Annotated in this window: 19 protein-coding genes and 5 pseudogenes; 11 read left to right on the forward strand and 13 right to left on the reverse strand. The window is 34.0% G+C overall.

All coding sequences use genetic code 11. The features are described 5' to 3' along the window. Nucleotides 1–13: 13 nt before the first annotated feature. Nucleotides 14–934: a class A beta-lactamase gene (gene bla, locus M014_RS0109430; RefSeq protein ID WP_442852734.1), complete on the reverse strand. Its 921-nt coding sequence runs from the start codon at nt 932–934 to the stop codon at nt 14–16. Nucleotides 935–1,281: 347 nt separating this feature from the next. On the opposite strand from bla, the gene M014_RS0109435 reads away from it, so the two are divergent. Both M014_RS0109435 and blaI read left to right on the forward strand, forming a co-directional pair. Further along, on the forward strand, nt 1,282–3,054 hold the full coding sequence (locus tag M014_RS0109435) for a BlaR1 family beta-lactam sensor/signal transducer (protein WP_026591498.1): 1,773 nt from the start codon (nt 1,282–1,284) through the stop codon (nt 3,052–3,054). Between the two features lie 20 nt (nt 3,055–3,074). Next, nucleotides 3,075–3,458, forward strand: coding sequence for a penicillinase repressor BlaI (blaI, locus tag M014_RS0109440; RefSeq protein WP_026591499.1), 384 nt, complete (start codon nt 3,075–3,077; stop codon nt 3,456–3,458). A 333-nt stretch (nt 3,459–3,791) separates the two neighbouring features. Here the strand turns inward: blaI and M014_RS26715 are convergent. Further along, a pseudogene (locus M014_RS26715) lies at nt 3,792–5,083 on the reverse strand (serine hydrolase domain-containing protein); the annotation flags it as partial. Between the two features lie 39 nt (nt 5,084–5,122). Here M014_RS26715 and M014_RS26720 point away from each other — a divergent pair. Beyond that, nucleotides 5,123–6,328: pseudogene (locus tag M014_RS26720) on the forward strand (response regulator); the annotation flags it as partial. Nucleotides 6,329–6,945: 617 nt separating this feature from the next. Here the strand turns inward: M014_RS26720 and M014_RS0109460 are convergent. Then, on the reverse strand, nt 6,946–7,158 hold the full coding sequence (locus M014_RS0109460) for an alpha/beta-type small acid-soluble spore protein (RefSeq protein WP_026591502.1): 213 nt from the start codon (nt 7,156–7,158) through the stop codon (nt 6,946–6,948). A 289-nt stretch (nt 7,159–7,447) separates the two neighbouring features. On the opposite strand from M014_RS0109460, the gene M014_RS0109465 reads away from it, so the two are divergent. After that, nucleotides 7,448–7,942 carry a YndM family protein gene (locus M014_RS0109465; RefSeq protein WP_026591503.1) on the forward strand — a complete coding sequence of 165 codons (495 nt, stop codon included), beginning with the start codon at nt 7,448–7,450 and terminating at the stop codon, nt 7,940–7,942. Nucleotides 7,943–7,969: 27 nt separating this feature from the next. Here the strand turns inward: M014_RS0109465 and M014_RS0109470 are convergent, their stop codons facing one another. Together M014_RS0109470 and M014_RS0109475 are read right to left on the reverse strand one after the other, a co-directional pair. Further along, the gene (locus tag M014_RS0109470; protein ID WP_026591504.1) at nt 7,970–8,485 is read right to left on the reverse strand and encodes a DUF3231 family protein; all 516 of its coding nucleotides are present in this window, start codon (nt 8,483–8,485) and stop codon (nt 7,970–7,972) included. A gap of 350 nt (nt 8,486–8,835) precedes the next feature. After that, nucleotides 8,836–9,048: an alpha/beta-type small acid-soluble spore protein gene (locus M014_RS0109475; protein WP_026591505.1), complete on the reverse strand. Its 213-nt coding sequence runs from the start codon at nt 9,046–9,048 to the stop codon at nt 8,836–8,838. Between the two features lie 282 nt (nt 9,049–9,330). Here M014_RS0109475 and M014_RS28150 point away from each other — a divergent pair, with 282 nt between their 5' ends. From M014_RS28150 to M014_RS0109490, 3 genes and pseudogenes are all read left to right on the forward strand, one after another. Next, nucleotides 9,331–9,528: a spore coat protein gene (locus tag M014_RS28150; protein WP_231503926.1), complete on the forward strand. Its 198-nt coding sequence runs from the start codon at nt 9,331–9,333 to the stop codon at nt 9,526–9,528. Nucleotides 9,529–9,743: 215 nt separating this feature from the next. Further along, nucleotides 9,744–10,599 (forward strand): annotated as a pseudogene (locus M014_RS26725) (manganese catalase family protein). A gap of 108 nt (nt 10,600–10,707) precedes the next feature. Beyond that, complete coding sequence (locus tag M014_RS0109490) at nt 10,708–12,381, forward strand: ribonuclease J (protein WP_026591506.1); 1,674 nt, start codon at nt 10,708–10,710, stop codon at nt 12,379–12,381. A gap of 101 nt (nt 12,382–12,482) precedes the next feature. On the opposite strand, the pseudogene M014_RS30035 reads toward M014_RS0109490, so the two are convergent. The 3 genes and pseudogenes from M014_RS30035 to M014_RS0109505 all read right to left on the reverse strand — a co-directional run. Next, nucleotides 12,483–12,871: pseudogene (locus tag M014_RS30035) on the reverse strand (IS200/IS605 family element RNA-guided endonuclease TnpB); the annotation flags it as partial. A gap of 140 nt (nt 12,872–13,011) precedes the next feature. Continuing rightward, nucleotides 13,012–14,145: a zinc-dependent alcohol dehydrogenase gene (locus tag M014_RS0109500; protein WP_026591508.1), complete on the reverse strand. Its 1,134-nt coding sequence runs from the start codon at nt 14,143–14,145 to the stop codon at nt 13,012–13,014. A 263-nt stretch (nt 14,146–14,408) separates the two neighbouring features. After that, nucleotides 14,409–15,254, reverse strand: a complete 846-nt coding sequence (locus tag M014_RS0109505; protein ID WP_442852735.1) for an MBL fold metallo-hydrolase — start codon at nt 15,252–15,254, stop codon at nt 14,409–14,411. 428 nt (nt 15,255–15,682) lie between these two features. On the opposite strand from M014_RS0109505, the gene M014_RS0109510 reads away from it, so the two are divergent. Together M014_RS0109510 and M014_RS0109515 are read left to right on the forward strand one after the other, a co-directional pair. Further along, entirely contained in the window at nt 15,683–16,213 is a 531-nt protein-coding gene (locus M014_RS0109510) for a sigma-70 family RNA polymerase sigma factor (protein ID WP_026591510.1), read from the forward strand. Then, nucleotides 16,206–17,237, forward strand: coding sequence for a DUF4179 domain-containing protein (locus tag M014_RS0109515; RefSeq protein ID WP_026591511.1), 1,032 nt, complete (start codon nt 16,206–16,208; stop codon nt 17,235–17,237). The genes M014_RS0109510 and M014_RS0109515 overlap by 8 nt, the downstream gene beginning before the upstream one ends. Before the next feature lie 425 nt (nt 17,238–17,662). On the opposite strand, the gene M014_RS0109520 is transcribed toward M014_RS0109515, so the two are convergent. Both M014_RS0109520 and M014_RS0109525 read right to left on the reverse strand, forming a co-directional pair. Further along, complete coding sequence (locus M014_RS0109520) at nt 17,663–18,421, reverse strand: SDR family NAD(P)-dependent oxidoreductase (protein ID WP_026591512.1); 759 nt, start codon at nt 18,419–18,421, stop codon at nt 17,663–17,665. Nucleotides 18,422–19,325: 904 nt separating this feature from the next. Further along, a complete protein-coding gene (locus tag M014_RS0109525) occupies nt 19,326–20,144 on the reverse strand; it encodes an alpha/beta fold hydrolase (RefSeq protein ID WP_026591513.1) in 819 nt (272 codons plus the stop codon). Nucleotides 20,145–20,566: 422 nt separating this feature from the next. Between M014_RS0109525 and M014_RS26730 the strand changes: the two genes are divergently transcribed. Beyond that, the gene (locus M014_RS26730; RefSeq protein WP_035414835.1) at nt 20,567–20,974 is read left to right on the forward strand and encodes a hypothetical protein; all 408 of its coding nucleotides are present in this window, start codon (nt 20,567–20,569) and stop codon (nt 20,972–20,974) included. Nucleotides 20,975–21,147: 173 nt separating this feature from the next. Here M014_RS26730 and M014_RS29620 read toward each other — a convergent pair. Next, nucleotides 21,148–21,366 (reverse strand): annotated as a pseudogene (locus M014_RS29620) (IS1595 family transposase); the annotation flags it as partial. A 26-nt stretch (nt 21,367–21,392) separates the two neighbouring features. Here M014_RS29620 and M014_RS28160 point away from each other — a divergent pair. Beyond that, nucleotides 21,393–21,734 (forward strand): ATP-binding protein, encoded by a 342-nt coding sequence (locus tag M014_RS28160; RefSeq protein WP_269321434.1) that lies wholly within the window; start codon nt 21,393–21,395, stop codon nt 21,732–21,734. Nucleotides 21,735–22,030: 296 nt separating this feature from the next. Here the strand turns inward: M014_RS28160 and M014_RS0109535 are convergent, their stop codons facing one another. Further along, entirely contained in the window at nt 22,031–22,498 is a 468-nt protein-coding gene (locus M014_RS0109535; protein ID WP_026591514.1) for a DUF6985 domain-containing protein, read from the reverse strand. A gap of 541 nt (nt 22,499–23,039) precedes the next feature. Then, nucleotides 23,040–23,579 carry an STM3941 family protein gene (locus M014_RS0109540; protein ID WP_026591515.1) on the reverse strand — a complete coding sequence of 180 codons (540 nt, stop codon included), beginning with the start codon at nt 23,577–23,579 and terminating at the stop codon, nt 23,040–23,042. Nucleotides 23,580–23,624: the final 45 nt, after the last annotated feature.

Raw genomic sequence — 23,624 nt, forward strand, 5'->3', positions numbered from 1 at the left:
AACTGGGATATTATTACTTGAGAGCATTAATTGTAATCGTGGCAGCCTGCGCGATCAGTTCATTATCATAGGTAGCATCCTTTGTATCACGACTGGACAGAATTGCAATGATAATGGGTTCTCTATTCGGTGGCCAAACGATTGCAATATCATTTCGTGTTCCGTAGCTTCCGGCTCCTGATTTATCAGCGACTTCCCAGTCTTTTGGTACGCCAGCGCGGATGAGTTTGTCTCCTGTAGCGTTTCCGTGCATCCAATCCGTAAGAATTTTACGTTTGTCAGCTGGGAGTGCATTTCCAGCTGTGAAAGCCTTAAGATCGGTAGCAAGTGCTTTAGCTGTACTTGTATCACGGATGTCACCAGGAATAGCTTCATTTAAATCTGTCTCAAAGCGATCTGCCTGGGTGACTCTATCACCAATCTGTTTGAGCGCTGTTTCAAATCCTTCAGGCCCGCCTAGTTCCTTAAATAAAAGGTTCCCTGCGGTATTATCACTGTAACGAACGGCAGCTTCTGCAATCTCTCCAAGTGTCATACCAGTATCTACATATTTCTCTGTAATGGGTGAATATTCAACTAAATCATCTTTTGTATAAATGATAACTTCGTTTAATTTGTCAATTGGATTTTGCATTAGCAATGCTCCTGCAGCTAATGCCTTATATGTTGATGCGAAAGCAAAGCGTTCATTTTGTTTATAAGAAACTGTTCGATTTGTACCAGTATCAATTGCATAGATACCTAGTCGAGCATCGAACTTTTTCTCAAGTTGAGCGTACTTTTGATGAGTCGCATGATTTATATGCTTTGTTTTTTCTTTTGCTTCCACTTGCAATGGTTCACCTGTAAAGAGTTTTACACTTGCAAGACTTAAACTTAGTATACCAACACACATCCCTATTTTTAGCAACCTTGTACTTTTCAAAATGATCATTCCTTTCAGACTTTTAATACTTAAAACAAATGTTAAATTAGATACAATGTACACAATTCGAATAACAGTTTTTTACCATTACATGTAAATCCCCCCATTTCTTGATTAGACTCTTATGTACGAATTGAAAAAACAACCGTATTTAAGGCGTTTCAAAAGATTACAGATGTATCAATACTACAAATGTAGTTCTTTACTACATTTGTAGTACAGCCACATCTGTAGTATAGTATTACATATGTAATTGGATTGAGTCAACTTTTTATTTTCCCCCATCAAGCTACTATAAATATGCTATATACCTGTTTAAAAAATTTTAAAATCCAAGAGAGTTGGTGTTGAAGGACATGTTTTTAACGCATTTTATAATTGGTTTATTGGTGTCTTCATTTTCCATTACTGTTATTCTACTTATAAGAAAATGGTTTGGCAGACAACTGACAGAAAAATGGCATTATCATTTATGGATGTTTCTTTTTATCGCTTTAGCACTTCCATTCATACCTACTCATTTATATAATTTTAGTTTTCTCTTTAGCGATGGGGATACATATCAGACTAATGTGCTCAGTACTGATATGGGGATAAATGGAACTAATATGATACAGGGATTAAACCTAATACAAGACTTTTCTGTATCTGTCAATCGGCCAGATCTATCCTTACTTAATGTGGGAGTAATGGGAGTATGGATGTCAGGGGTGCTATTATTTACTTTTACCACGGTTCGTGGATGGATAAAACTTAGAAGGATAAAGAATTATTCTTCTATGTTTTCTAATCAAGAAGTTCTCGTGCTTTTCGAAGAATGCAAGAAAAGACTACAGATTAAAAAATCAATAAAAATTGTTATTTCCAAAAGAGTCCAATCTCCAATGATATTCGGACTTTTTCAAACATATATCGTCTTACCTTCTCAGCATGAAAACTGGCTCAGCTTAAAACATTACGAGTACATCTTTCTTCATGAACTGAATCACTATAAAAACAAGGATCTGCTGACAAATTACGTGATATTGTTCTATCAAATCATTTATTGGTTTAATCCCCTTGTCTGGCTTGCTTTTAGAGAAATGAGATTAGATCGGGAAATCGTATGTGATACATCTGTTTTACATTTGCTAGATGATAATTCATTTAGTGAGTATGGACATACAATCATTAATTTTGTGGATCTTTCAAAACGATCAAGTAAGCTACCATTAGTAACACAAATAAACGGTTCGAAGAGTCAAATCAAAAAACGAATTGAACAAATTGCTACCTATAAGCCTGGCGCAAAGAAATCAATAAGAAAAAGCGTCTTTATTTATGTATTGGCTAGTATTATTTTGACAGTCCAATTACCTGTCATTTCCGTATTTGCGACGGAGAACGACCGATACTATTTTAATAATGACGGAACAGTTTATGAGGATTTACAACAATTCTTTAAAGGGTATGAAGGAAGTTTTGTTTTATATGATCAGAGTGCAAAACAATATCGCATTTATAATGAAGAGAAAAGTACGTTGCGGGTATCACCTGATTCCACATACAAAATCTATAGTGCCTTATTTGCACTAGAATCAAATGTGATATCATCAGAAGAATCCACTATTCCATGGAATGGGATAGTGCAATCCTATGACGCTTGGAATATGGATCAAGATGTCTCATCTGCTTTAAAAAAATCTGTAAACTGGTATTTCCAAGAACTAGATCGTAGAACAGGGTTTGAAACAATCCAAGCCAATCTACAAGATATACACTATGGAAACTCAGATGTATCTGGGGGATTAGGTGAATTTTGGCACGAATCCTCATTAAAAATTTCCCCAGTTGAGCAAGTGCAACTGTTGCAGGCTTTTTATAACAATCAATTAGGATATAAGGAAACTCATATCCAAGATTTAAAGGAAGCACTGCTCTTAGAAAAGAATGAAGAGGCTCGCCTATCAGGAAAAACAGGTACAGGAACAGTGAATGGAAAAAACATCAATGGTTGGTTTATCGGATATGTTGAGACGAAGAACAATACTTATTTCTTCGCTACCAATATACAAAATGAAGATGATGCATCTGGAAGCAAGGCTGTAGAAATTACTTTATCAATTTTAAAAGATTTAGGAATCTATTAAAGAAAATGGAGGAGATAAATATGGAGAAAAATATTCCTAGTATATCAGAATCAGAGTGGGAAATCATGAACGTGCTTTGGGATGAAGCTCCTCAAACAGCAAATGACATCATACTCTCCTTACAGGAGCGTACTGATTGGAAGCCGACAACTATACGTACTCTTCTCGATCGGTTGGTTCAAAAAGATGTAGTAGGTGTCAATAAAGATCTAAGAGTTTACACCTTTTACCCGCTTTATATACAGGAAGAGTGCCAGCGTGCCGAAGCCGAATCATTTATTAAGCGTATCTATGGAGGTACTTTAAAATCCATGCTTGCCCAATTTATTCAGGAAGATACCCTATCTGATGATGATATTAACGAACTACGCCTTATTTTAGATAAGAAACCTAAAAAGCAATAATATAAAAAAAGCGATTTGGAATTTTTCCAAATCGCTTTTTTCGGTCGAACTCTAAATAGCGGAGACATATTACTTATATAATTTTATCAATCTTTTTTGTAAAGCAATGCTAAGCTTTCATTCTCATGTTTCATGTAAGTATTGATTTACGTGAAAAATAAGAACCAACATAAAATAATCATATAACTACCTTAATTAGATATGATGTGTTTTATTCTATAGACGATTTGTTGGCTGACAACTTATCCAACAACATTTTACATATGTCGGACAATCCAGATGGCTTAATGCCATCCCTTGTCCGAAACCAATTCAGCCCCCACCTACTCACTGGTTTGGCTCTACCGGGCGCGGTACCTCATAACTCGCTGTCCCTGTAGCGTAAGACCAACGCTTTCCGTCCTTTAATCCACCTGCTATGACACTTGGAATTTTTTTATTAGTTACCACCTGATCCATTACGTACTTGACTTCTTCTCGATGTTTACTTTTCTTTCCCTTGTCCGTGAGTTCCTTTTTTGATTTTGCTGCAAATTCTGAGGCTAGAATATTGTTGATATGTTTTTCTGCTCCTAGTACATTGATATTTATCGAGATGACATGTTGACCATCTTTCGTTCCTCCTGCAAAGTTAGTAAATCCGGGAATACCACCGCCATGCCCCCATACTTCGGTACCGTCCGGCAATTTTGTTGTGTGTATGCCAAGACCATACTTTCCTAACGGAGAATCAACTGTACTAGTCATCATTTCCTTCTGCATCTCCGGTGTCAACAACTTTCCACCTAATAAGGCACGGAAAAACGTCGTCAAGTCTTCTCCTGTCGAAATCATTTCACCGCCAGCGTTAGCAAACGATAGGTTAAGCACAGTAATGTCTACTAATTTATCTCCCGTATTCAAGTAGCCACGAGCATTTTTTTCGGAATATCCATCGAGCTTCCAGGAAGGAACGTTTCTTTAAGTGCGAGTGGCTCAATAATTCGTTTCTTAATTTGTTCGGCATATGTCTTCCCAGTAACCTTCTGGATAATAAGCCCTACAATAACCGTATTTGTACTCGAGTATGCCCACCCCGTTACTGGCTTTAGCTCCAAAGCACGAGCAATTAACTGTTCCGGTGTATAATTTTCACTTGGATTTCCAAGTAATTTCGTCTTAAGCTCTGAAGTCAAGAAATCTGGAATTCCGCTTGTATGATTTAATAATTGACGAATTGTAATTTTGTTTCCATCATAGCCTTTACCCTTTATGAGCCCCGGCAACCATTTCTCTATCGTATCATCGAGACTTAGCTTCTTCTCTCCAGCAAGTTGTAATGCAACTGTAGCAACAAATGTCTTCGTTGTACTTCCAATCCTGAAAGTAGAATCAGCGCCCACTTTATGATTTCTTTCGATGTTTGCTTCACCAGAAGCATATGAACAGCCTGCGTCTCCTTTTTTCACGGTAACAATAACCCCTGGAATATTTTCAGTATTAGCAGCTTTATCAATAGCCTGTTGGATTGACTTCTTTTTATACACCGCGTGCACATTTCCATAAGTAGGTAATACTAGTGTCCCAGCCAGTATAGTCACTGTTAAGGTTAGTGCAGTTCCTTTTTTCATGATGAATGATTTCATAACACATCTCTCCTATTATTTTGAAATTTTATGTTACCTCACTCCCTTACCTCTCTCATCGTCGGTGTCGAATCACTGCGATCGTCAGTGCCAGATTCACAGTTTGAGAGAATTGACTCACTTGTCGGCATTGCCCAGCACAGTCTAGATGATATCCGAAAGTACCTTCACCAGCTCTCTCATAATTCATTAAACCATTCGTTAAGTGAATCGCTGAGACAATTAACAAAAGAGTTTATGAGATCGACAGGTACAACGGTTATATTCCGTGTAATTGGCAATGAGGCTCTCTCAACGCAAAAAATAAACTTTTGCCTATATGGCTGCCTTCAAGAGTCGCTAACAAACGCGGTTCGACATGGCAAGGCAAGTGCGATATCCGTTCAACTGCATTTCGATAAGCAACAACTCCGGTTACAAATTGAAGATAACGGCATCGGGATGGAAGAAATCCAATTCGGATTTGGGCTCAATGGAATGAAAGAACGGCTTGAACTATATCACGGCACATTGTCGGTTCACTCTGGGGCTAAGCAAGGAACATTCGTTATATGTAATATTCCATTGCAAACAGAGCTTGTACATAACACAATCCGCCTGTTGATCGTTGATGATCAGGCGCCTATTACCGACAGTTTGGAGCAAGTTTTAGATCAGCATGTTGATTTTACCGTCGTTGGTAAGGCGAAGGACGGGCGCGAAGCATTAGAGCATTGTGAGCATTCGCATCCTGATATCGTGCTAATGGATATTCGCATGCCGGGAATGGGCGGACTTGAAGCTTTACTTGAGATGAAACAGCGATGGCCTGATATGAAGATTGTGCTCATGACAACGTTTGAGGATTTCTTGCAGGCAGCAACTGCATTGGAGCATGGAGCGGAAGGCTACATGCTGAAGTCAATTCATCCACGTGAAATGAAAGAAGCCTTGAAACTTATTTATAACGGAGGAACTTGGATTGATCAATCGGTCGCTACGCGAGTTTTCGGAGAGATGAAACGTCAGCGCGAGCAGCTAGAGAAGATCGGCTCAAGTAAGGAAAATTCCCCATACGGACTTACGAAACGTGAGATGGAAATTCTGACACATCTGTCGAACGGGCTTCGCTACAAGTCAATTGCCACTAAATTGTTTTTATCGGAGGGAACTATACGCAATTACTGCTCGAACCTTTACTCGAAGCTCGGCGTCAACAATCGCGAAGAAGCAATTAAAATGGCGCGAACAGAGAATATCTTGTAGACGCTGTAGAACTTTCCGATAGTACTCACGATATAAATCATTCCGATACATTTATATCTGCTAATCCAAACAATGAATCAAGTAATAGAAACTGGAACAGTGCCTTGAAAAAGCTTTTATTCATAAAAGAACAAGGAAATAGACGCCTTAAGTTGATGGATGTGGGGTATCGCCATATGTCCATCAACTTAAGAAATTAATTATTCCCCTAAATAAAAAAATGAACTAAATTTTCATGGACAACTATGAAGAGATAAAACTTTCGTTTGGGTACCGCCAAATTACTATCAATCTAAGATGAATTTATACCAATAATTCATAGAAAACGTTATTCTTTTTGTAGGAATATACAGAAAGGATAACGCCTTTTTTGCTTTATGGGTAGTGTAAAACCTTAGCTTGATAGCGATGTGGTGCTATCCCTAATAGAACACTCCATCTAATTATCAATAATGTGTATATAAAAATCTTCATATACGCTCCTTTTAGACATAGTGTTTATCACATAATATATTCTAAATTATAGTTTCAATTCTTTTCATTATTCGCATATCCTAATTATATACAAATAGGGAGAGATGATTTATCTCTCCCTAATATCCATTTGCTATATTAAGTTAGCGAGTAACTCCACCACCAAGTTGTTGTTCAGCTAATGCTACTAGACGTTTTGTGATTTCTCCACCAACAGATCCATTTGAACGAGCTGTTGCGTCTGCGCCAAGTTGTACGCCGAATTCTTGTGCGATTTCATATTTCATTTGATCAAGAGCTTGTTCAGCACCATTTACTAATAATTGATTACGGCTTCCACTGTTATTGTTTGACATGTTATATCACCTCCTTCACTCTTTAATATGTAAAAAAGCATTCGAAAATATATAGTCCTTTTTTTGGTATTAGTTTTTATTGTTTTTATTGTTTTAATACATAATTCATGCTCATATTTCACAAAATAGTATTGTGTAGGAGAGCGAAAAAACTTCTTGCCATATGGATATCATGTAATGAGTAAACCTCCTGAACACGATGAAACGGGTTGTGCTTTATGAAAGTGCAACCCGTTTTTATTGAAAATTACTATTCCTACATGAAAGTTAAAAGATAGGAGAATCATTTATGAAACATATTGTTGCCTTATTAATTAAATATACCGCTATTAGTGCCGTATTATTGATGATATTAGGTATATTTCAAGACGTTTCAATTCCTAGAATATTACTGATTTCATTACTAATTACAGGGACAGCCTACTTAATAGGAGATTTATTTGTTCTACCTAGGTATGGGAACATGATTGCTACAATTGCTGATTTTGGATTGAGTTTTTTAGGGATTTGGGTATTAACTTATTTCTTAACAGATATAGATTTAACTCCTAATATTGGTTTTTCTTCATTTTGGTCTGCTTTGCTTATTAGTGCCGTAGAAATATTCTTTCACATTTATATGAAAAAAGTTGTATTACATGAAGGTAAAGATTCAAGGGAATCAACTAATATGCATCACGATAGATATGCTATGGAGATCTCACATGAATATTTAAACCGCTCTGAAATAGAAAAAGTAAGATTCATTCAAAAGGAAAATGATACAAAAAATAAAATGAAATAAAAAAAGTGGCTTTCAGCCACTTTTTTATTAAGCTTGATCAGTATTTTTAACATGTAATGGCGGAGGAACTACCCAGCCTTTTTTCTTACTTAGACGTAGTAAAGTTGCACCAGCTTGTGCTTTTTTCATATGGAATTGTCCAAAAAGCATTCCTACATCTTCTCGAAGACATTTTCCCATTACTTGACTACAAGTTACTAATCCTGCCGCTAAACCTGTAGAAACTGCTGCTGCAATTTCAGCATCATTGATGCGTGCTCCAGGAGGAATATCTTCAATAGATGCAACTGGTCTTTCTGGAGGTGCTGGTGGTAAAGCTACACCGTTTACTTTTAGAAGTGTTTTTAGCTCTTCTATTTCAGAGGTCATATCATTTTCAATTAGGTTTTCTAAGAATTTCTTTAATTCTTCATCACCTGTATGGTTAATGAATACTTGATGACCTGCAACTGCTCCTTGTGCTGCGAGAAGATAACTCCAAATATCAAAAACTTCTCCATAATGTAAAGGCTCGTTTTGAGGATTTCCACTTAATACACCCATTTTAAGATGCCTCCCTTTTGTAAATATCATAGTTAATATGCTTTTCAGTATTGAAAATAAATTTTTAAGTATATTTGTTCCTGTAAAAGACTTTTTAATATTCATGGGAAACACCTTCCCCATAAGATATGTGTTTGTAATCTAGAAAAGAGTCTTTCAAATAAAATACTCAAAGATTATTATTTAAAATTCTCAATAATCTTCGAGTACAAATGCATTCATTATGAGAGTTTATTTATAAATTAAATACAGACAACATGAAAAGATGTGTTTGTTAACTACTGTAATCTGCTATGTTTCCAATAATCAACAATACTACTTGCCCTAATCTTTTCTATTTTGGGGTGAAGTTAACGAGTAAATCCGCCACCAAGTTGTTGTTCAGCCATTGCTACTAAACGTTTAGTGATTTCACCACCAACAGAACCGTTTGCACGAGCTGTTGTGTCAGCACCAAGTTGTACACCAAATTCTTGCGCAATTTCATATTTCATTTGATCAAGTGCACTTTCAGCACCTTGAACTAATAATTCGTTGCGATTTCCACTCTTATTGTTTGCCATATGTATCACCTCCTATGTTTTTAATATGCTAAGAAACATAAAAAAATATATATTCCATTTTATGGTATTTAATTGTTTTGGAATTTGAGTATAAGTTTTTCTTTCCTTCTTAAAATATGATTGAGAGAAACAAGAAGAGGAACTATCTTCATAACAAGGTTTGTTTGGAACGATTATGTTATCCTCCTAATCCTCTTCTTTTCTCTACTTGAATTCATATGTAAAAAGAACGGTATGTAAGGGGGAGTTTATACAAAAGGTGTTCATGAAATAAATGAGTGAATTTCTAAATATGTAAGTACAGAAGTTACATCTAATCAAACTCGTGAAGTATTACATCAACATTTACAGGATGCAATTGATGCACATAAGCAAGTAAGTCAATATATGATTGATAAAGGATATTATCATCCAACTAATGTACAAGAACAACTGCAAGTAGATTTAATGACTATACAAACAGCTTTAAACGTAGCATAAAATCAACAACATCCTCTTTAAGAACTAAAAAATATACGGAATTCTATCTGATACATAAGGACATACCCTGCTTTCTACAGGAAGCAGGGTATGTCCTTTATTAACTATCTTTTTTTAAATACAGCATTAGAATATAAAAAAGATACAGGAATAAATTACCTTAATTCGGGGCATTTTACAATTGTTGCTTATCTTAAAAAGGAGAGGTATTTTCTCTGTATTATTACAAAGAAGAATTGATTAATATTATTAAACCAGACAAACCAGATCCCGCCGCTGCGAAGGTCTTACAAGAAATACTTGGCGGCCATTTTGGTGAAATGCGTACGATGATGCAATATTTCTTTCAAAGTTCAAATTTTAGAGGAAAAGCGAAGCAATATCGTGATTTACTTCGAGGGGTTTTTCTTGAGGAAATTAGTCATGTAGAGCTCGTTCAGAATACAATTAATCAATTATTAAATGGATCTGGTGAGCCTACGCCAGGTAATGCTGGTATGGGATAAAGCACCGCTTGATGAGGCGGTTAAACATGCAAATCCTCACCATTTTATTGTAGGTGCTCAAAGCTCATTGCCAGTAGATGCAGCCGGTAACCCATGGAACGGATCGTGGGTATACAGCCATGGAAATCTAATTAGTGATTTAATGGATAACCTAGTTCTTGAATCAACTGGGGTACTTCAAAAGACAAGGATTTATGAAATGAGCTCAAATCAAACTTTTCGTGAAACACTTGCCTTTTTAATTGTGCGTGATAATGCACATCAAAATGCATTTGCGAAAGCATTAGAAACTTTAGGCGTTGAATGGGGAAAACTCTTCCCTGTACCAAACTACGATATCAATAAATATCCTGAGTGTAGAAAATACGTAGAAATGGGATTTCATAATGCTCAATTTAATTTCAGGTTGGATGACACAAGAATCGGAGAGATCTTCCAAGGTGAATCACCAAGTAGAAACAAAGAAATGTTAAGTGTAACGGAGCCACCAAAAGGTTTTCCTGTACCAGAACTTCCTGAAATGCCAAATGAGCATAGTCCGGGATTAAAAGATATGGAGCTTTGAGATTATTATGACCAACCATTTATAAATGGTTGGTCATAAATCTAAATTAGACAATCTCTATATGGATTCAAATAAGCTTGGATCTTTTCAAAAAGGAGGATATTCATTTTGAGTAAAGTAGAAAATACACTATCCATTTTTGCTTTAGGTGGGGTTAATGAAATAGGAAAAAATATGTATGCCATACAATATTCAAACGATATTGTGATTATTGACTGCGGTTCTAAGTTTCCAGATGAAAGTTTATTAGGAATAGATTTGATAATACCTGATATTACATATTTGCAAGAAAATAAGGATAAAATTCGAGGTTTAGTCGTTACACATGGACACGAAGACCACATTGGAGGTATTCCGTATCTATTAAAACAATTGAATGTCCCAATTTATGCAACGAAATTAACCCTAGGATTAATCGAAATCAAATTAAAAGAACATAAACTTCAAAATCTAACACAGTTATTTATTATTGATTCTGAGTCATTAATTGATTTTGGACAGATAAATCTAACATTTTTCAAAACCAATCATAGTATTCCTGATTGTCTTGGAATCGCTTTTCATACCCCAGAAGGTACAGTAGTTCATACAGGCGACTTCAAATTTGATTTAACCCCTATTAATAATCAATATCCCGATATTCATAAAATGGCTAAAATCGGATGTAATGGTGTTTTAGCTCTACTCTCGGAAAGCACGAATGCTGAACGTCCTGGATTTACTCCTTCAGAACAATCAGTAGGTGAACGAATTGAAGAAGCGTTTACCAAGGCACGTAGAAAAGTTATTATCTCTACCTTTGCATCCAACGTGAATCGTGTACAACAAATAGTAGATGCCGCTTTAAAAACAGATAGAAAGCTTGCTTTACTGGGGAGAAGCATGGTAAATGTAGTTTCTGTTGCCTTAGAACAAGGTTACTTAGATATTCCTGATGGGATGTTAATTGAAGCAAATGAAATCAATCGAATGGATCCAAAAAGAGTAGCTATTCTTTGTACTGGTAGTCAAGGTGAACCTATGGCAGCCCTAGCTCGTTTAGCCAGTGGAAACTATCGACAGGTAGATATCCTACCTGATGATACTGTCATATTATCTGCAACTCCTATACCAGGAAATGAACGTAATGTTTCAAGAATTATAGATAATTTATTTCGCTTGGGGGCTAATGTCATTTATGGAGTAGGAAGTTCAACAGGAATGCATGTTTCTGGGCATGCCTATCAAGAAGAATTAAAATTAATGCTTACTTTAATGAAGCCTAAATATTTTATTCCTATTCATGGCGAATTTAGAATGTTACATCATCATAGTCTATTAGCAGAGTCCGTAGGTGTTAAGAAAGAGAACATCTATATCATTAGCAATGGTGAAGTTGTCGATATTAAGAATCAGATTGCTCATCAAACCAGAAGAATACCTGCGGGTAATATATATGTAGATGGATTAGGAATTGGTGATGTAGGAAATGTTATATTACGTGACCGTAAGCAACTTTCTGAGGATGGTATGCTTGTAATAGTTATTACTCTTAGTAAAACAGAGGAGAACATAATTTCTGGTCCAGACATCATTTCTCGTGGATTTATATATGTTCGCGATTCAGAAGATTTCTTAGAGAAAATCAATAAACTAACTGTTGGAACTATTAATGATTTAAAAAAGGCTAATATTAGCCAATGGAATGCTTTAAAAAGAGAGTTAAAGGAAACACTAGGCCAATTTATATATTCACATACAAAAAGAAAACCAATGATTCTTCCCATCATAATTGAAGTTTAAAATGATGATTTTCTGTATCGATTAAGTAAGGGGATCACAGATTTTGCGATACTTTCATCCCATGCCTAAAGGTGGATTAAAGTCATGCAGGGGCTTTTCTGTATCGCAAAATCTTTTAGTCCAACGTCAGTTCTACAAGCGGATTCAGTTTTAGGCATTTGTTGTACTTTTGTTCCAATAAGGATACATACAAAATATTTACCATTCGGTTACATCGAATCGTTGCATGCCAAATACGCCCTTTTACTTCACGACTTTGGGCAAAGCGGAGCAAGACAAGTTTAAGTAATTTCATTTTGTTGTCTATAATAGCAATATTTGCGTTCTTTTTCTTGGTTGTGTAGGATTAAACTTTATTCTTTTTAGACTTGAATCGTGGAATAGCATCTGCAAGTTTTTTCAATATTAATTGAAGAGCAATACTATCGACTTCTTTTAAGTAAATTATATCCGGTTGCTTCTTTAATTGAGCTAGCCTGGTAGGACATGTATTACTGATTTAAACTATATATATATATTTAAAATGAATTCAGTATTTATTTTTCAAAGTAAAAAGATAAGATCTTGGAATTTGATCTTATCTTTAGCATAAAGAATAATTAAAAAGGATGAATGAGAAAGGACGGATTTTTAAGGTTTTAGAATAACTTTTATACAATTATCCTCACGATTATTAAAAATTTGATAACCATAACTCGCCTCTCCAAGAGGGAGTTTGTGGGTAATAATCTCCTTTGGATCAAATTCATTTTTTGTTATTTTTTCAAACAATTCGGGCATAAAATGAATGACGGGGGCTTGTCCCATTCTAAGGTTAATATTCCTAACCCAAAATGCACCTAGTGGAAATGCATTATAGTTGCCACCATAAACACCTGTCAATTGGACCGTTCCATATTTTCGTACGGCTTTTGTAGCAATTTGTATAGGACCGAGAGTTCCCCCTTGTAATTTTAACTTTTGTTCAAGAAACTCCAAAGGAGATTTCTTTCCATCCATGCCTACACAATCGATGACGACATCCGCCCCACCTTGCGTAATTTCTTTTAGATGTTCTCCCATATCCGGGTATTTTGTAAACTCAAATACCTCAACATTGTTAATTTTTTTTGCAAAATTCATTCGATAATCCAAATAATCAACTGCAATTACACGCTTGGCACCTTTCATCCAAGCAAATTTTTGTGTCATTAATCCAACAGGTCCACACCCAAGCACGATAACAGTATCGCCTGATTTTACACCTGCATTTATTACACTCCAATAGGCCGTCGGTAAAACATCAGATAAAAAAAGTAATGATTCATCCTCAAGCTCGCATGATTCTGGTATAACAAAGGGAGTGAAATTACCAAAAGGAACTTTTAAATACTCAGCTTGACCGCCTGGATGGTTACCGAATTTCTCTGTATAACCAAAGTATCCCCCGGAATCATAATGAGGATTTGAGTTGTCACATTGACTTTCCATTTCATGTTGGCAATAAAAACAATGCCCGCAAGCAACATTAAAAGGGATGACAACACGATCTCCTTTTTTTACTTTAGTGACATCAGGACCCACCTCTTCAACAATCCCCATTGGTTCATGACCGATAATGTATCCTGGGGGTAAAGGCATATTACCTTGGTATAAATGTAAATCGGATCCGCAAATAGCAGTTGAAGTAATTTTTACAAGAATATCATCCTTTTTTTCTAATCTTGCATCATCAACTTGTTTAACCTGTACTTGATTTGGCCCTTGATAGGTTACAGCTTTCATATTCACATACCTCCCTTTTTAACATTTTCTCAAAACATCTTTTGCATTTATTTATAATATAGAAGTCATTCTTTTAGTTATTAAAGATAGACCTGAATTGAATCAGAGAAATCCATAACCTTGTTATGAGAAGTTTTCATATTACCTTCTTTTCCCTATGTCTTCTAGCTATATTTTAAGAAGAAAATCAATATGTATAAAACATTTTTATTATAAATTAAGTAAGAAATTTAGGCTTTTTATGTTTCATATAAAGAGTATTGTTAAATATATTTTCCGTAATCAGGAATAGCTAATTTATCAAAATTCTCTACTAAACGACGCAATTCATTTCTTAATTCTTCACCAAACATAGGTAAACCGTGCCCTGTCACTACAAATTTAGGATTTAACTTCTCAAGTATTTTTACAGACTCCCAGGCGTTCTTCCAATCGGTAGTAAGATATCTTGGTGGACCATTTAATTCTTTTTGTTGAATCAATACTTTATACAATGAATCTTGTCTTACGGTAACAAAAGCATCTCCAGCGATTAAAAAATCGTCCGTATTTCGAAATAGAGAGATATGTCCAGGAGTATGCCCTGGAGTATATATCCAGCTCCATCCAGGCATATGGGGTACACTACCATCCGGAGGCAACTCATGTATATAGTTACCTAAATTTATGCCCTTATTCGGAAACAAAGGAGAAATTTTCGCTACAAATCCACCTTCCACAGATCCATCTGGATCTGGATAGTCTTTTTCACCATTTAAATAGGGGATTTCTAACTTGTGTGCATAAACTGGAACATCCCATTTTTTTACTAATTCAATTACAGAACCAACATGATCAAAATGACCATGAGTTAATATAATTGCTTTTGGTTTACTATGTTTTCCAAATTTTTCTTCTGCAAAATCTATGATGAGATTCATCGATTTTGGCATTCCCGTATCAATTAGAACCCATTCGTTTGGCTCTGTAGAATCACCAACAAAGCATACATTAACAATTTTTATACATAAACAATAGATATTGGATGCAACTTTGATGCTCTCTCCATTGCCAAGAGAAGTTAAAGGTAAAATTGTTTCATCTAAATTACTTCTCAATTCTTGATTCAATTTTTCATCCATAAGAGCAAACTCCTTTTTCCATTATGCTCTTTAGTATGTAGAATTACTGAAATAATATTACCTTCAATCTCAACATCATCCTTTCTCTGTATTTCTACAAAAAGAATAACGTTTTTTTCGTTATAAGAATACAGATTTATCTTAGCTTGATGTACCCCCTAAATGAAAAAAATTTTCCCCAGTTAGTCAGTTTGAGAAATCAGCTCATTCTTTCGTTTTGGGAGATCTTCTTTACTTTAAATTGGGTATGAACAAGCTGTATATTTGGCTCTTATTTCTATCTGGATTTCTGGTGTTTTTAATGCTGGATATTAATCATTGCAATAAGCTGTAGGAGATTTTTATATATTCACTTATTTTTGCAACCTTTTTATTCTCTCATTCGACTATATTAGTAAAGGGAGGAAGAAATAAAAATGGACATAGCCTATCTAGTAAAACAAGCAAAAAGAGGAAATGATCAAGCATTTGAACAACTTATTACTTTTGTTCGCCAAAAATTATATCGAACAGCTTATTCGTATGTAAGAAATGAACAAGATGCATTGGATATATACCAAGAAACAATTTATGAAGCATATCTTTCATTGAGAAAATTAAAAAAACCGGAGAAATTTCAAAGTTGGATTACCAAAATTCTTGTTTTTAAATCCATTGATTTTGTAAGAAAATCCTCTAGACAATTCGTTGCAAATGATGAAATATTCGCCAATTTATGTACAGAAGAGAGCATGAATAAATTAGAACAATCATTGGATTTAACTGAGGCATTTAATTTCTTAGATCCTACTTACAAAACTATTATTTTATTAAGGTATTATCACGATTTATCTATTAAAGAAATTGCTGAGGTTCTTAATTCTCCAGAAGGAACGGTAAAATCTCAATTACATCGAGCAAAGCAGTCCTTACGCCCCATTTTAAAGGAGGGATATAGTTATGAATAAAGAAGAATTTAATCACCATATCAATGATATTCCTATACCAGAAGATCGGTTAATTCAAAGAGAAAAAACAGCCATGCTTCAAGCTAAGAAAAATCAATACCGTAGAAAAAAAACAATCAAGTATTCTAGTCTTGTTGCTTGTGGAATATGTGTTTCGCTTTTAGGTTTTGGATTCATTTCTCCTGCTATGGCAAAGACATTATCCAGTGTTCCAGTTATAGGCCCCATTTATGCACAATTTAATGATATTGCTTCTGATAAAATTGAAAAGGACGAGCTTGCTGCATCAATTGAGAGACAAGATAACCATAGTGGTTTAACGATGAATGTAAAAGAAGCTGTTTACGATGGTGGACGTTTAGTTGTTACGGTGGAATACAAAGGAGAAAATATTGCTTCCAATAGCAATGAAGAGAAAGCTGGATTTAGTTATGTAACCATTAATGGGAAAGAAGAAGTCAGACCTGCAATTGGTTCTACTTCACAGAAGTCAACAGGACGAAACACTGTTATTGAGCAGCATGAATTCACTCTGGCTAATTACGGTGAATTTGGTGATAAAATTGATGTTGCTGTCCATGGGAAAGATTTATTTGGAAAAACAGGAACATGGAACGTAGCATTTCCTCTTGCAAAAGTTGAAGGTGAGATTCGTAAATTCACTCCTAATATAAAAACATTAACGAAAGATAATCTGTATGCATTAACAGTAGACCAAGTGACGTTTTCTTCACTTTCAACGAGGATTGATTTGACCTTTGATTACCCAAAAGAAATGAAAATTAACGACAGTTGGCCAGCGTTTGATTATACTGTGACTGATGATAAAGGAAAAATCTACGAAGGAGGCAGCTTGCAAGTTGGTAGCACGGGACTTTACGGACACCATATTGTTTTAGCTCTTCCACCAATGGATAATCCTCCAAAATCCTTAACAATTGAACCTACGTATCTTAGTGGTCCAAATGATACATTAAAAAATGGAGGTGCTGAAGATTTAAAAATGACCGTTTTGCTACAATAATTGAAGGATTTTGCTAGGTTTCTATGTCTATTGACTGCCAATAAGTGAAGTTATGTGAACACGAAAGTCCCCCAGTTAAACAATCTGGAGGATTTTTAATAGTCTTCTAAATACATTGAATCCCGATAATAAAGATTATGTGAACTAACGAAAAGTAAGTAAATACTTCCATATGTTTGTAATGGATTTTTGTACAAAGACAGGAAAATGCCCTCTATCAATTAATCAAAAATAGATGGGTGCTATAGACTTCATGAATTCTTTTTTTAACCGTTGTTCTTCTGATACAGTATTTTGTTACAACTAATTCAACTGATAAGACATTTCATATTTACAAAGTGAGGATCTTCATTTGACCAAAGATCCTCTTTATACTGAACATTAATTTATATATACTGTCTCTAGCTCCTTCAATAAACAGGTATTTATAAGGTTAAGCCACCATCGACAACAACAATTGAGCCAGTCATGTAACTAGCTTTTTCTGATGCTAAATAAGCGACCATTTCCGCAAGTTCTTCCGGAGCAGCATAACGGCCCATTCTCATATTTGGTATCTCTTCTGGGACATAACCAGATTTTTTAAACTGATCAGCAACACTAGCTGTTAAAGGTGTCTGTACACCCCCTGGGCAAAGTGCATTAATCCGTATTCCTTTTTTGGTATATTCTAATGCAGCACCCTTTGTTAAACCTATAACCGCATGCTTACTTGCAGAGTATACAGCTACGCTATGTTCTGCACGAATTCCTGCAGTAGAAGCAGTATTTATAATGGAGCCGGATCCTTGCTCATCCATAACTTTCAATACATATTTCATTCCAAGGAATATCCCCTTCACATTGACGGACATAATACGATCAAATTCTGATTCTTCAACCGTGGTGAAAGGAGCGAATTGTTGAATAATACCCGCATTGTTAAAAAATATATCAATACGTCCATACTCTTCAATAGCTGTATTTACATAGTTTTGTACATCCACACTCTTCGATACATCTGCTTGAATGAAAATTCCTTCTCCACCTTGTTGTTTAACCAGATTTAAAGTTTCTTCCCCTGTTTTTTTATTGAAATCAACCAAAACTACTTTTGCACCATTATTTGCCAATTTAATACTGCTAGCCCGTCCAATTCCACTTCCTGCTCCAGTAATAACAGCAACTTTATTTGTTAATTCCATGTTTCATTCCTCCTTATATTAATTGGCCATGTAAGCTACTAACGTAATTAATAGACATATCTTAGGGTACGATCAAAGTTCATTTTAAATCCAAACATAGTATGTCCCTTATGACTTGAAATGCGACATAATAAAAAAGAGAGTTAAATATATCTTCTTTCATTCTCACAAACATTCAACATTTGATTGGTCGTTTCAAGGACAAAATTTCTTCCTTAATAGAGGATACTTGCTGTTCTTTTGAGATTTTAACTAACAAAAAGATACTACTTTTAGACTTTATAACGTTAACTATAAGAAATAATAATTATAAAAAAAAGACTACAATATTAAAAATTTTTATGTCCTATGTTTTTAAGACTTTATATCACGTTTCCCAAATTATATGAACTAAAGATCCTCTTTCATTGCCGAAAACATTGCTTATGTTGACTAGTGGTTTCTCCCTTGTTTTTGGGTGTTGTATAAAGTTAAAAAAGTTGTTTAATTCTCTGCTTAGAAATATAGTAACCATCTATCTTATAACAGATAGATGGTTATTAAAATTGTTTTAAAAACTAACAGATTCTTTCATTCTACAATTATTAGGGTTAATAAAGTTGTTTAAATTTCAGATGGCAAATAATAAATTATTGCCCACAAATAAAACTTAAGATCTTGTATCTATATATGGGATACCGCCACACACCCATCAACTTAAGAATTTTATATCACCCCCAAAACAAAAAATTTACCATTTTACAGTTATTTATGAGAATTCGGCTCACTTTTTTTGGGATCAATTAATTTCTTAAGTTGATGGCGATAGGGCGAGACCCCTAATTTAAATAAGAAATTGGAATTAATTGAATAATTCCCTTTATTATCAGGAAATAAATGACAAAGCTTTTAAAATAAAAGAATATCAATTTTGAAATTCTTCAATTCTATCCAACCATTCATTTACTAGATTGTTAAAAAGTTGTGGTTGCTCTATTTGTAAATTATGACCAGCCGTATCCAATACGGCAAATGTTCCTCTCGGATATTTATGTAAAATGTTAAGTGCATCTTTATATCCAACAGAAGAGTCTTGTCTTCCTAAAAGAAATACACTTGGTTTATCAAAATTAGACTGATCGACTTTAAATGAAAACTCACATTTATTCCTTACTCTATTTAAAAACTTTTCATCTGCAATTTTACAACCTTCAACAATTTCATTTTTGTAACGCAACCAATTATACTCATCAAGTACAACTTGATTGCTTTTGAAATGTTCTAATTCCTCTTTCGATAAACTTTCAATAAATTTATCATCTGCTTTCAAGATTCTATGTTTCTCAACTGCTCTATTTTCGTTCAGAGGAATAATAACAGGACATATAAATGCCGCTCCGAGTATTCGCTCTTTTTGTTTTTCGATAAGTCCTCTAGCTATATAGCCGCCGTAAGATTCGCCAGCAATTATGTATTCTTGATCAGGGAGAACTGCTTGAATAAAATCTAAAACAGCATTCAACATTTCATCAGAGCAACTTATTTCGTCATAGTTTTTTGTTACTCCCATTCCAGGTAGATCAATATAAATACGTCGCCATCCCTCTCTCTTAGTAAATATAGGTTCCATACAACCACTCATTAATCGATGATCAGGTGTATAGCCATGTATCATTAAAATTGGTTTTCCTTTCCCTATATCTTCATAGTAAATGTCGGCTTGCCCAACCTTGCAATATGGCATATTGAATCCTTCTTTCTTGAAATTTTCAAATATTGGAGCGTTTATTGCCTCCAAATTTAAATATACAAAAAGATAATTGAAGATTCCAGTTATTTGGAACGGAATCCTTATTCCACAAAATTGCCCTTTAATAAATTAAACTGGTTAACGGGAGCTCACCCCATCGTTAGCAAGCTAACAAAATGAAATTCCCTTAAAATGAAAAAAATATGCCATCCTTTCCTATGATTCTACTGTACCTTTGAAATAAAGTTTGATTGTTTTGATCTGTTTTTATTTATGAACTATTAAAGCTTGCCTTCATTAAAATAAAATATTAGACTGAAAAATGCGAATAGAAATGAAATTACTTAATAAAAACTATTATTATCTATTTTTAAGCTTTCTATTTAATTATATTAAATTGAAGTGGTGAAATTAATATGAGTCAATGGATAATTAATGATGAAAGAAAAAAGAATAGTATCGGTTGCTTCTTAACATTCTTATTGAGTATAGGCATTGTTATTGCATCAATTATATACGCTGTTTATTGGGTGTTTTTTGAAGAAGTTGAGACACCCCTTTTAAAGGGTGCATCACCAAACCAATTAAATCAATTAGACATTAGAGGGATTGCACACGGGCATATTTTAGGTGATACAGAAGTGAAAATTTACTTTACGGAAAAAAGAAAGGTAGTAAAAACAGAAAAGGTAAGAATATCTAATTATTTAGAGTCTAATCATCCAAATCGCTATAAAATTTCATGGAAAGGTAATACTGAAGTTTCAATATTAATGAAATTTGAGTATGCAACTAAAACGTTAGAATATAATTTCGAAACTTGAAAAATAAGTGGACATGACGAAAGAGAGAATAATAGGCTTTTTTAAATTATTACAGTGGTTAATAACATCCTTAATTTTCTATTAAAAGATACGGGTTTTTTCACTAGAGAGATAAAAATTTTGTTTTGGGGATTCTTCAAAATATTAGCTTGATGAGCATGTGGTGGGACCCATTATGCACTTCTAAGCATACCGACTGTTATACGATTATATTTTTGACACGCTGAAATGAGCATTTTCTCTACTCGTTTATCAAATGCTAAATCCTTGCCTAATTCGAGCCAACGGAACCAATAGAGGTAAGTTGTCCAAATACTGAGTTCCCACAACCAACCTTTTAAGCGATTGTGGAAGTTATTAACGTGTTGTATATGGAATATCCCTTTCTTAACACTCAGTAAATGAACGTAGCAATTTCATAGAGATTCCCCTTTTTTATCATTTAGAGAATGGATTTGAAAAAGGAACACTTCAAAAAATTAAAAGAAGCATTGAAACCTGTGATGTATTAATTTTAGATGAATTAGGATATGTACCATTTCAAAAAGATGGTTCAGAATTATTGTTTCATATAATTGCAGACTGTTATGAACAAAAAAGTGTAATTGTGACCTCGAATTTAAAGTTCGGACAGTGGAATAAAGTATTTGGTGACAATATATTAACAGCAGCCTTAGTAGACAGACTTGTCCATCACGCACACATATTAGCTTTTACTGGAGAAAGTTATCGTTTAAAGAACGCACTTTCTACTATTTAATAAAATTGAATATAAATGTTGGCAAGCCTGTGTATGTTTCTCTTCATTTGTCTGCACTTTGATATTGCAAAAAACAAAACGGTACATCTTTTTTATAAACAGTACGACTTTATTTCAAATCTACAACAAATAAAAACTGTGTAGAAATAATAAAGTTTTTAAATAATACATTTAACTATATGAATATAATAACATTAAAAGATATTGAAGATGTTTAAATTTATTAAACAAAAACATCTTTTAGTTTAATAAGAAAATTAGTATATTTTTTGATTACATTTCTATGAAATCATACATTAAACATAATTCCAATCTTTTCCGATATCACAATCCCCATATGGATTTATTCCATTAAATGCTCCGACATACATAACTTTTCCACTGCGAATGACCCATTCCATACCATGTTCTTCTTCCCATGTGCAATTTAATTCTAAATCAATGACAGGTTCAAATTTATTTTTAGGATTCGGGATACATATAGTATTTGGTGTAATATAAAGTAGAACATCTGTCGGTTTAGAAAATTCTATAATATCTTCACCTATATCATCAAGAAATTCATTACAGTATCTAATAGATGCTTTACAAAGTTTATTTATCAGTTCCTCACTTAAAGCATTTAAGTATGTTATACATAGTTCTGCGTATTCAATATCTGCATTTTGGTCTATGTATACCAGAATATTTTGATCGAATAATTTGAAATAGGCCTCTCCTTCTAATTCGGAATATTCATTGGTTTTAAGGTTTTTAATAGCCACTTCCTTTAATACCTCCTTTAAATTGAATTTTTATATTATTTTACCACATAAGTAGTCCCTATTTTTTAAGGTTATTAACTATAACTACTCCTTCAGTCCAATAAGAAATAAACAACTTTATTATTTTTTTAAAGACTGTATTGTCATTTAACAATAACATCGTACCTTTTTTAGAAACATCGTGACTTTGTTCAAAACATCGCATCTTTTTTTTTTAACGTAGTAACTTTATTTCAAATTTACAAGACCATGAATTAAGGTAACCAACAGTAAACTGATGATAGAGAATTGGAATTCTTTGATTGAAGAGACAAAAAATCTCATCTATTATTAGAAACTTCACGAATTTATTTAAAACTTTGCATCTTTCTTACAAACATTGTGACTTTATTTCAAATTCACAAGTGCCATACGATTTAAGAAATCCGTAGAAGTGAAAAGGGCGAAAACGGAAGAATTGCGAGCGTCAGGACAAAATAAAAAAACATCTCTTTTTATCGAGATGTTTTTTCATAATACCTAAATCAATTCATCTGTTATATTATTTCGCTTCATCTTCAGAAATTAAAAAGCTTATATCATACTCTCCTAACTTTTCAAGTAATGAATCTGTATTGATTTTCAATAAATTCAAATGAATATAAAATGGTGTAAATCCAGAACGTTTATTAACTTGATACAGCCGTTGTCCTTTTGATGGTATAGAGGTGATATAGCGCTCTTCAATATCATCTTCCATCACAATTCCTAAATACCTTTGCCCTCCGATTGTATAAGGTAACAAACCGTATACATCCTCCAAAGCAATTTTCACAGGATATTTTGGGGTGTTAATAATTGTAATATATTTCGGCTCTAAAATGACGGCTGGATTTTTTGCAATAATTTTTTGAATAACTTTCCAAAGAGCAATTAGGACAACTAACGCAAAAACTCCAAATAAAAACCCAATTACAAAATTAGGCTCCTCAGATAAAAATGCATACGTAGCAATAAAAAGAAACATCGCTTCAATTGCCAAAATCAAAAACAATAATCCGATTACTTTTACCTTTGATTCATAAATATAATATTTCCCCATTCGATTCTCCCCATTAATATAAATCCACTTTGATTTTTCAACTTG

It is taken from the genome of Bacillus sp. UNC437CL72CviS29, assembly GCF_000482345.1.
GTDB classification, from domain to species: domain Bacteria; phylum Bacillota; class Bacilli; order Bacillales; family Bacillaceae_G; genus Bacillus_A; species Bacillus_A arachidis.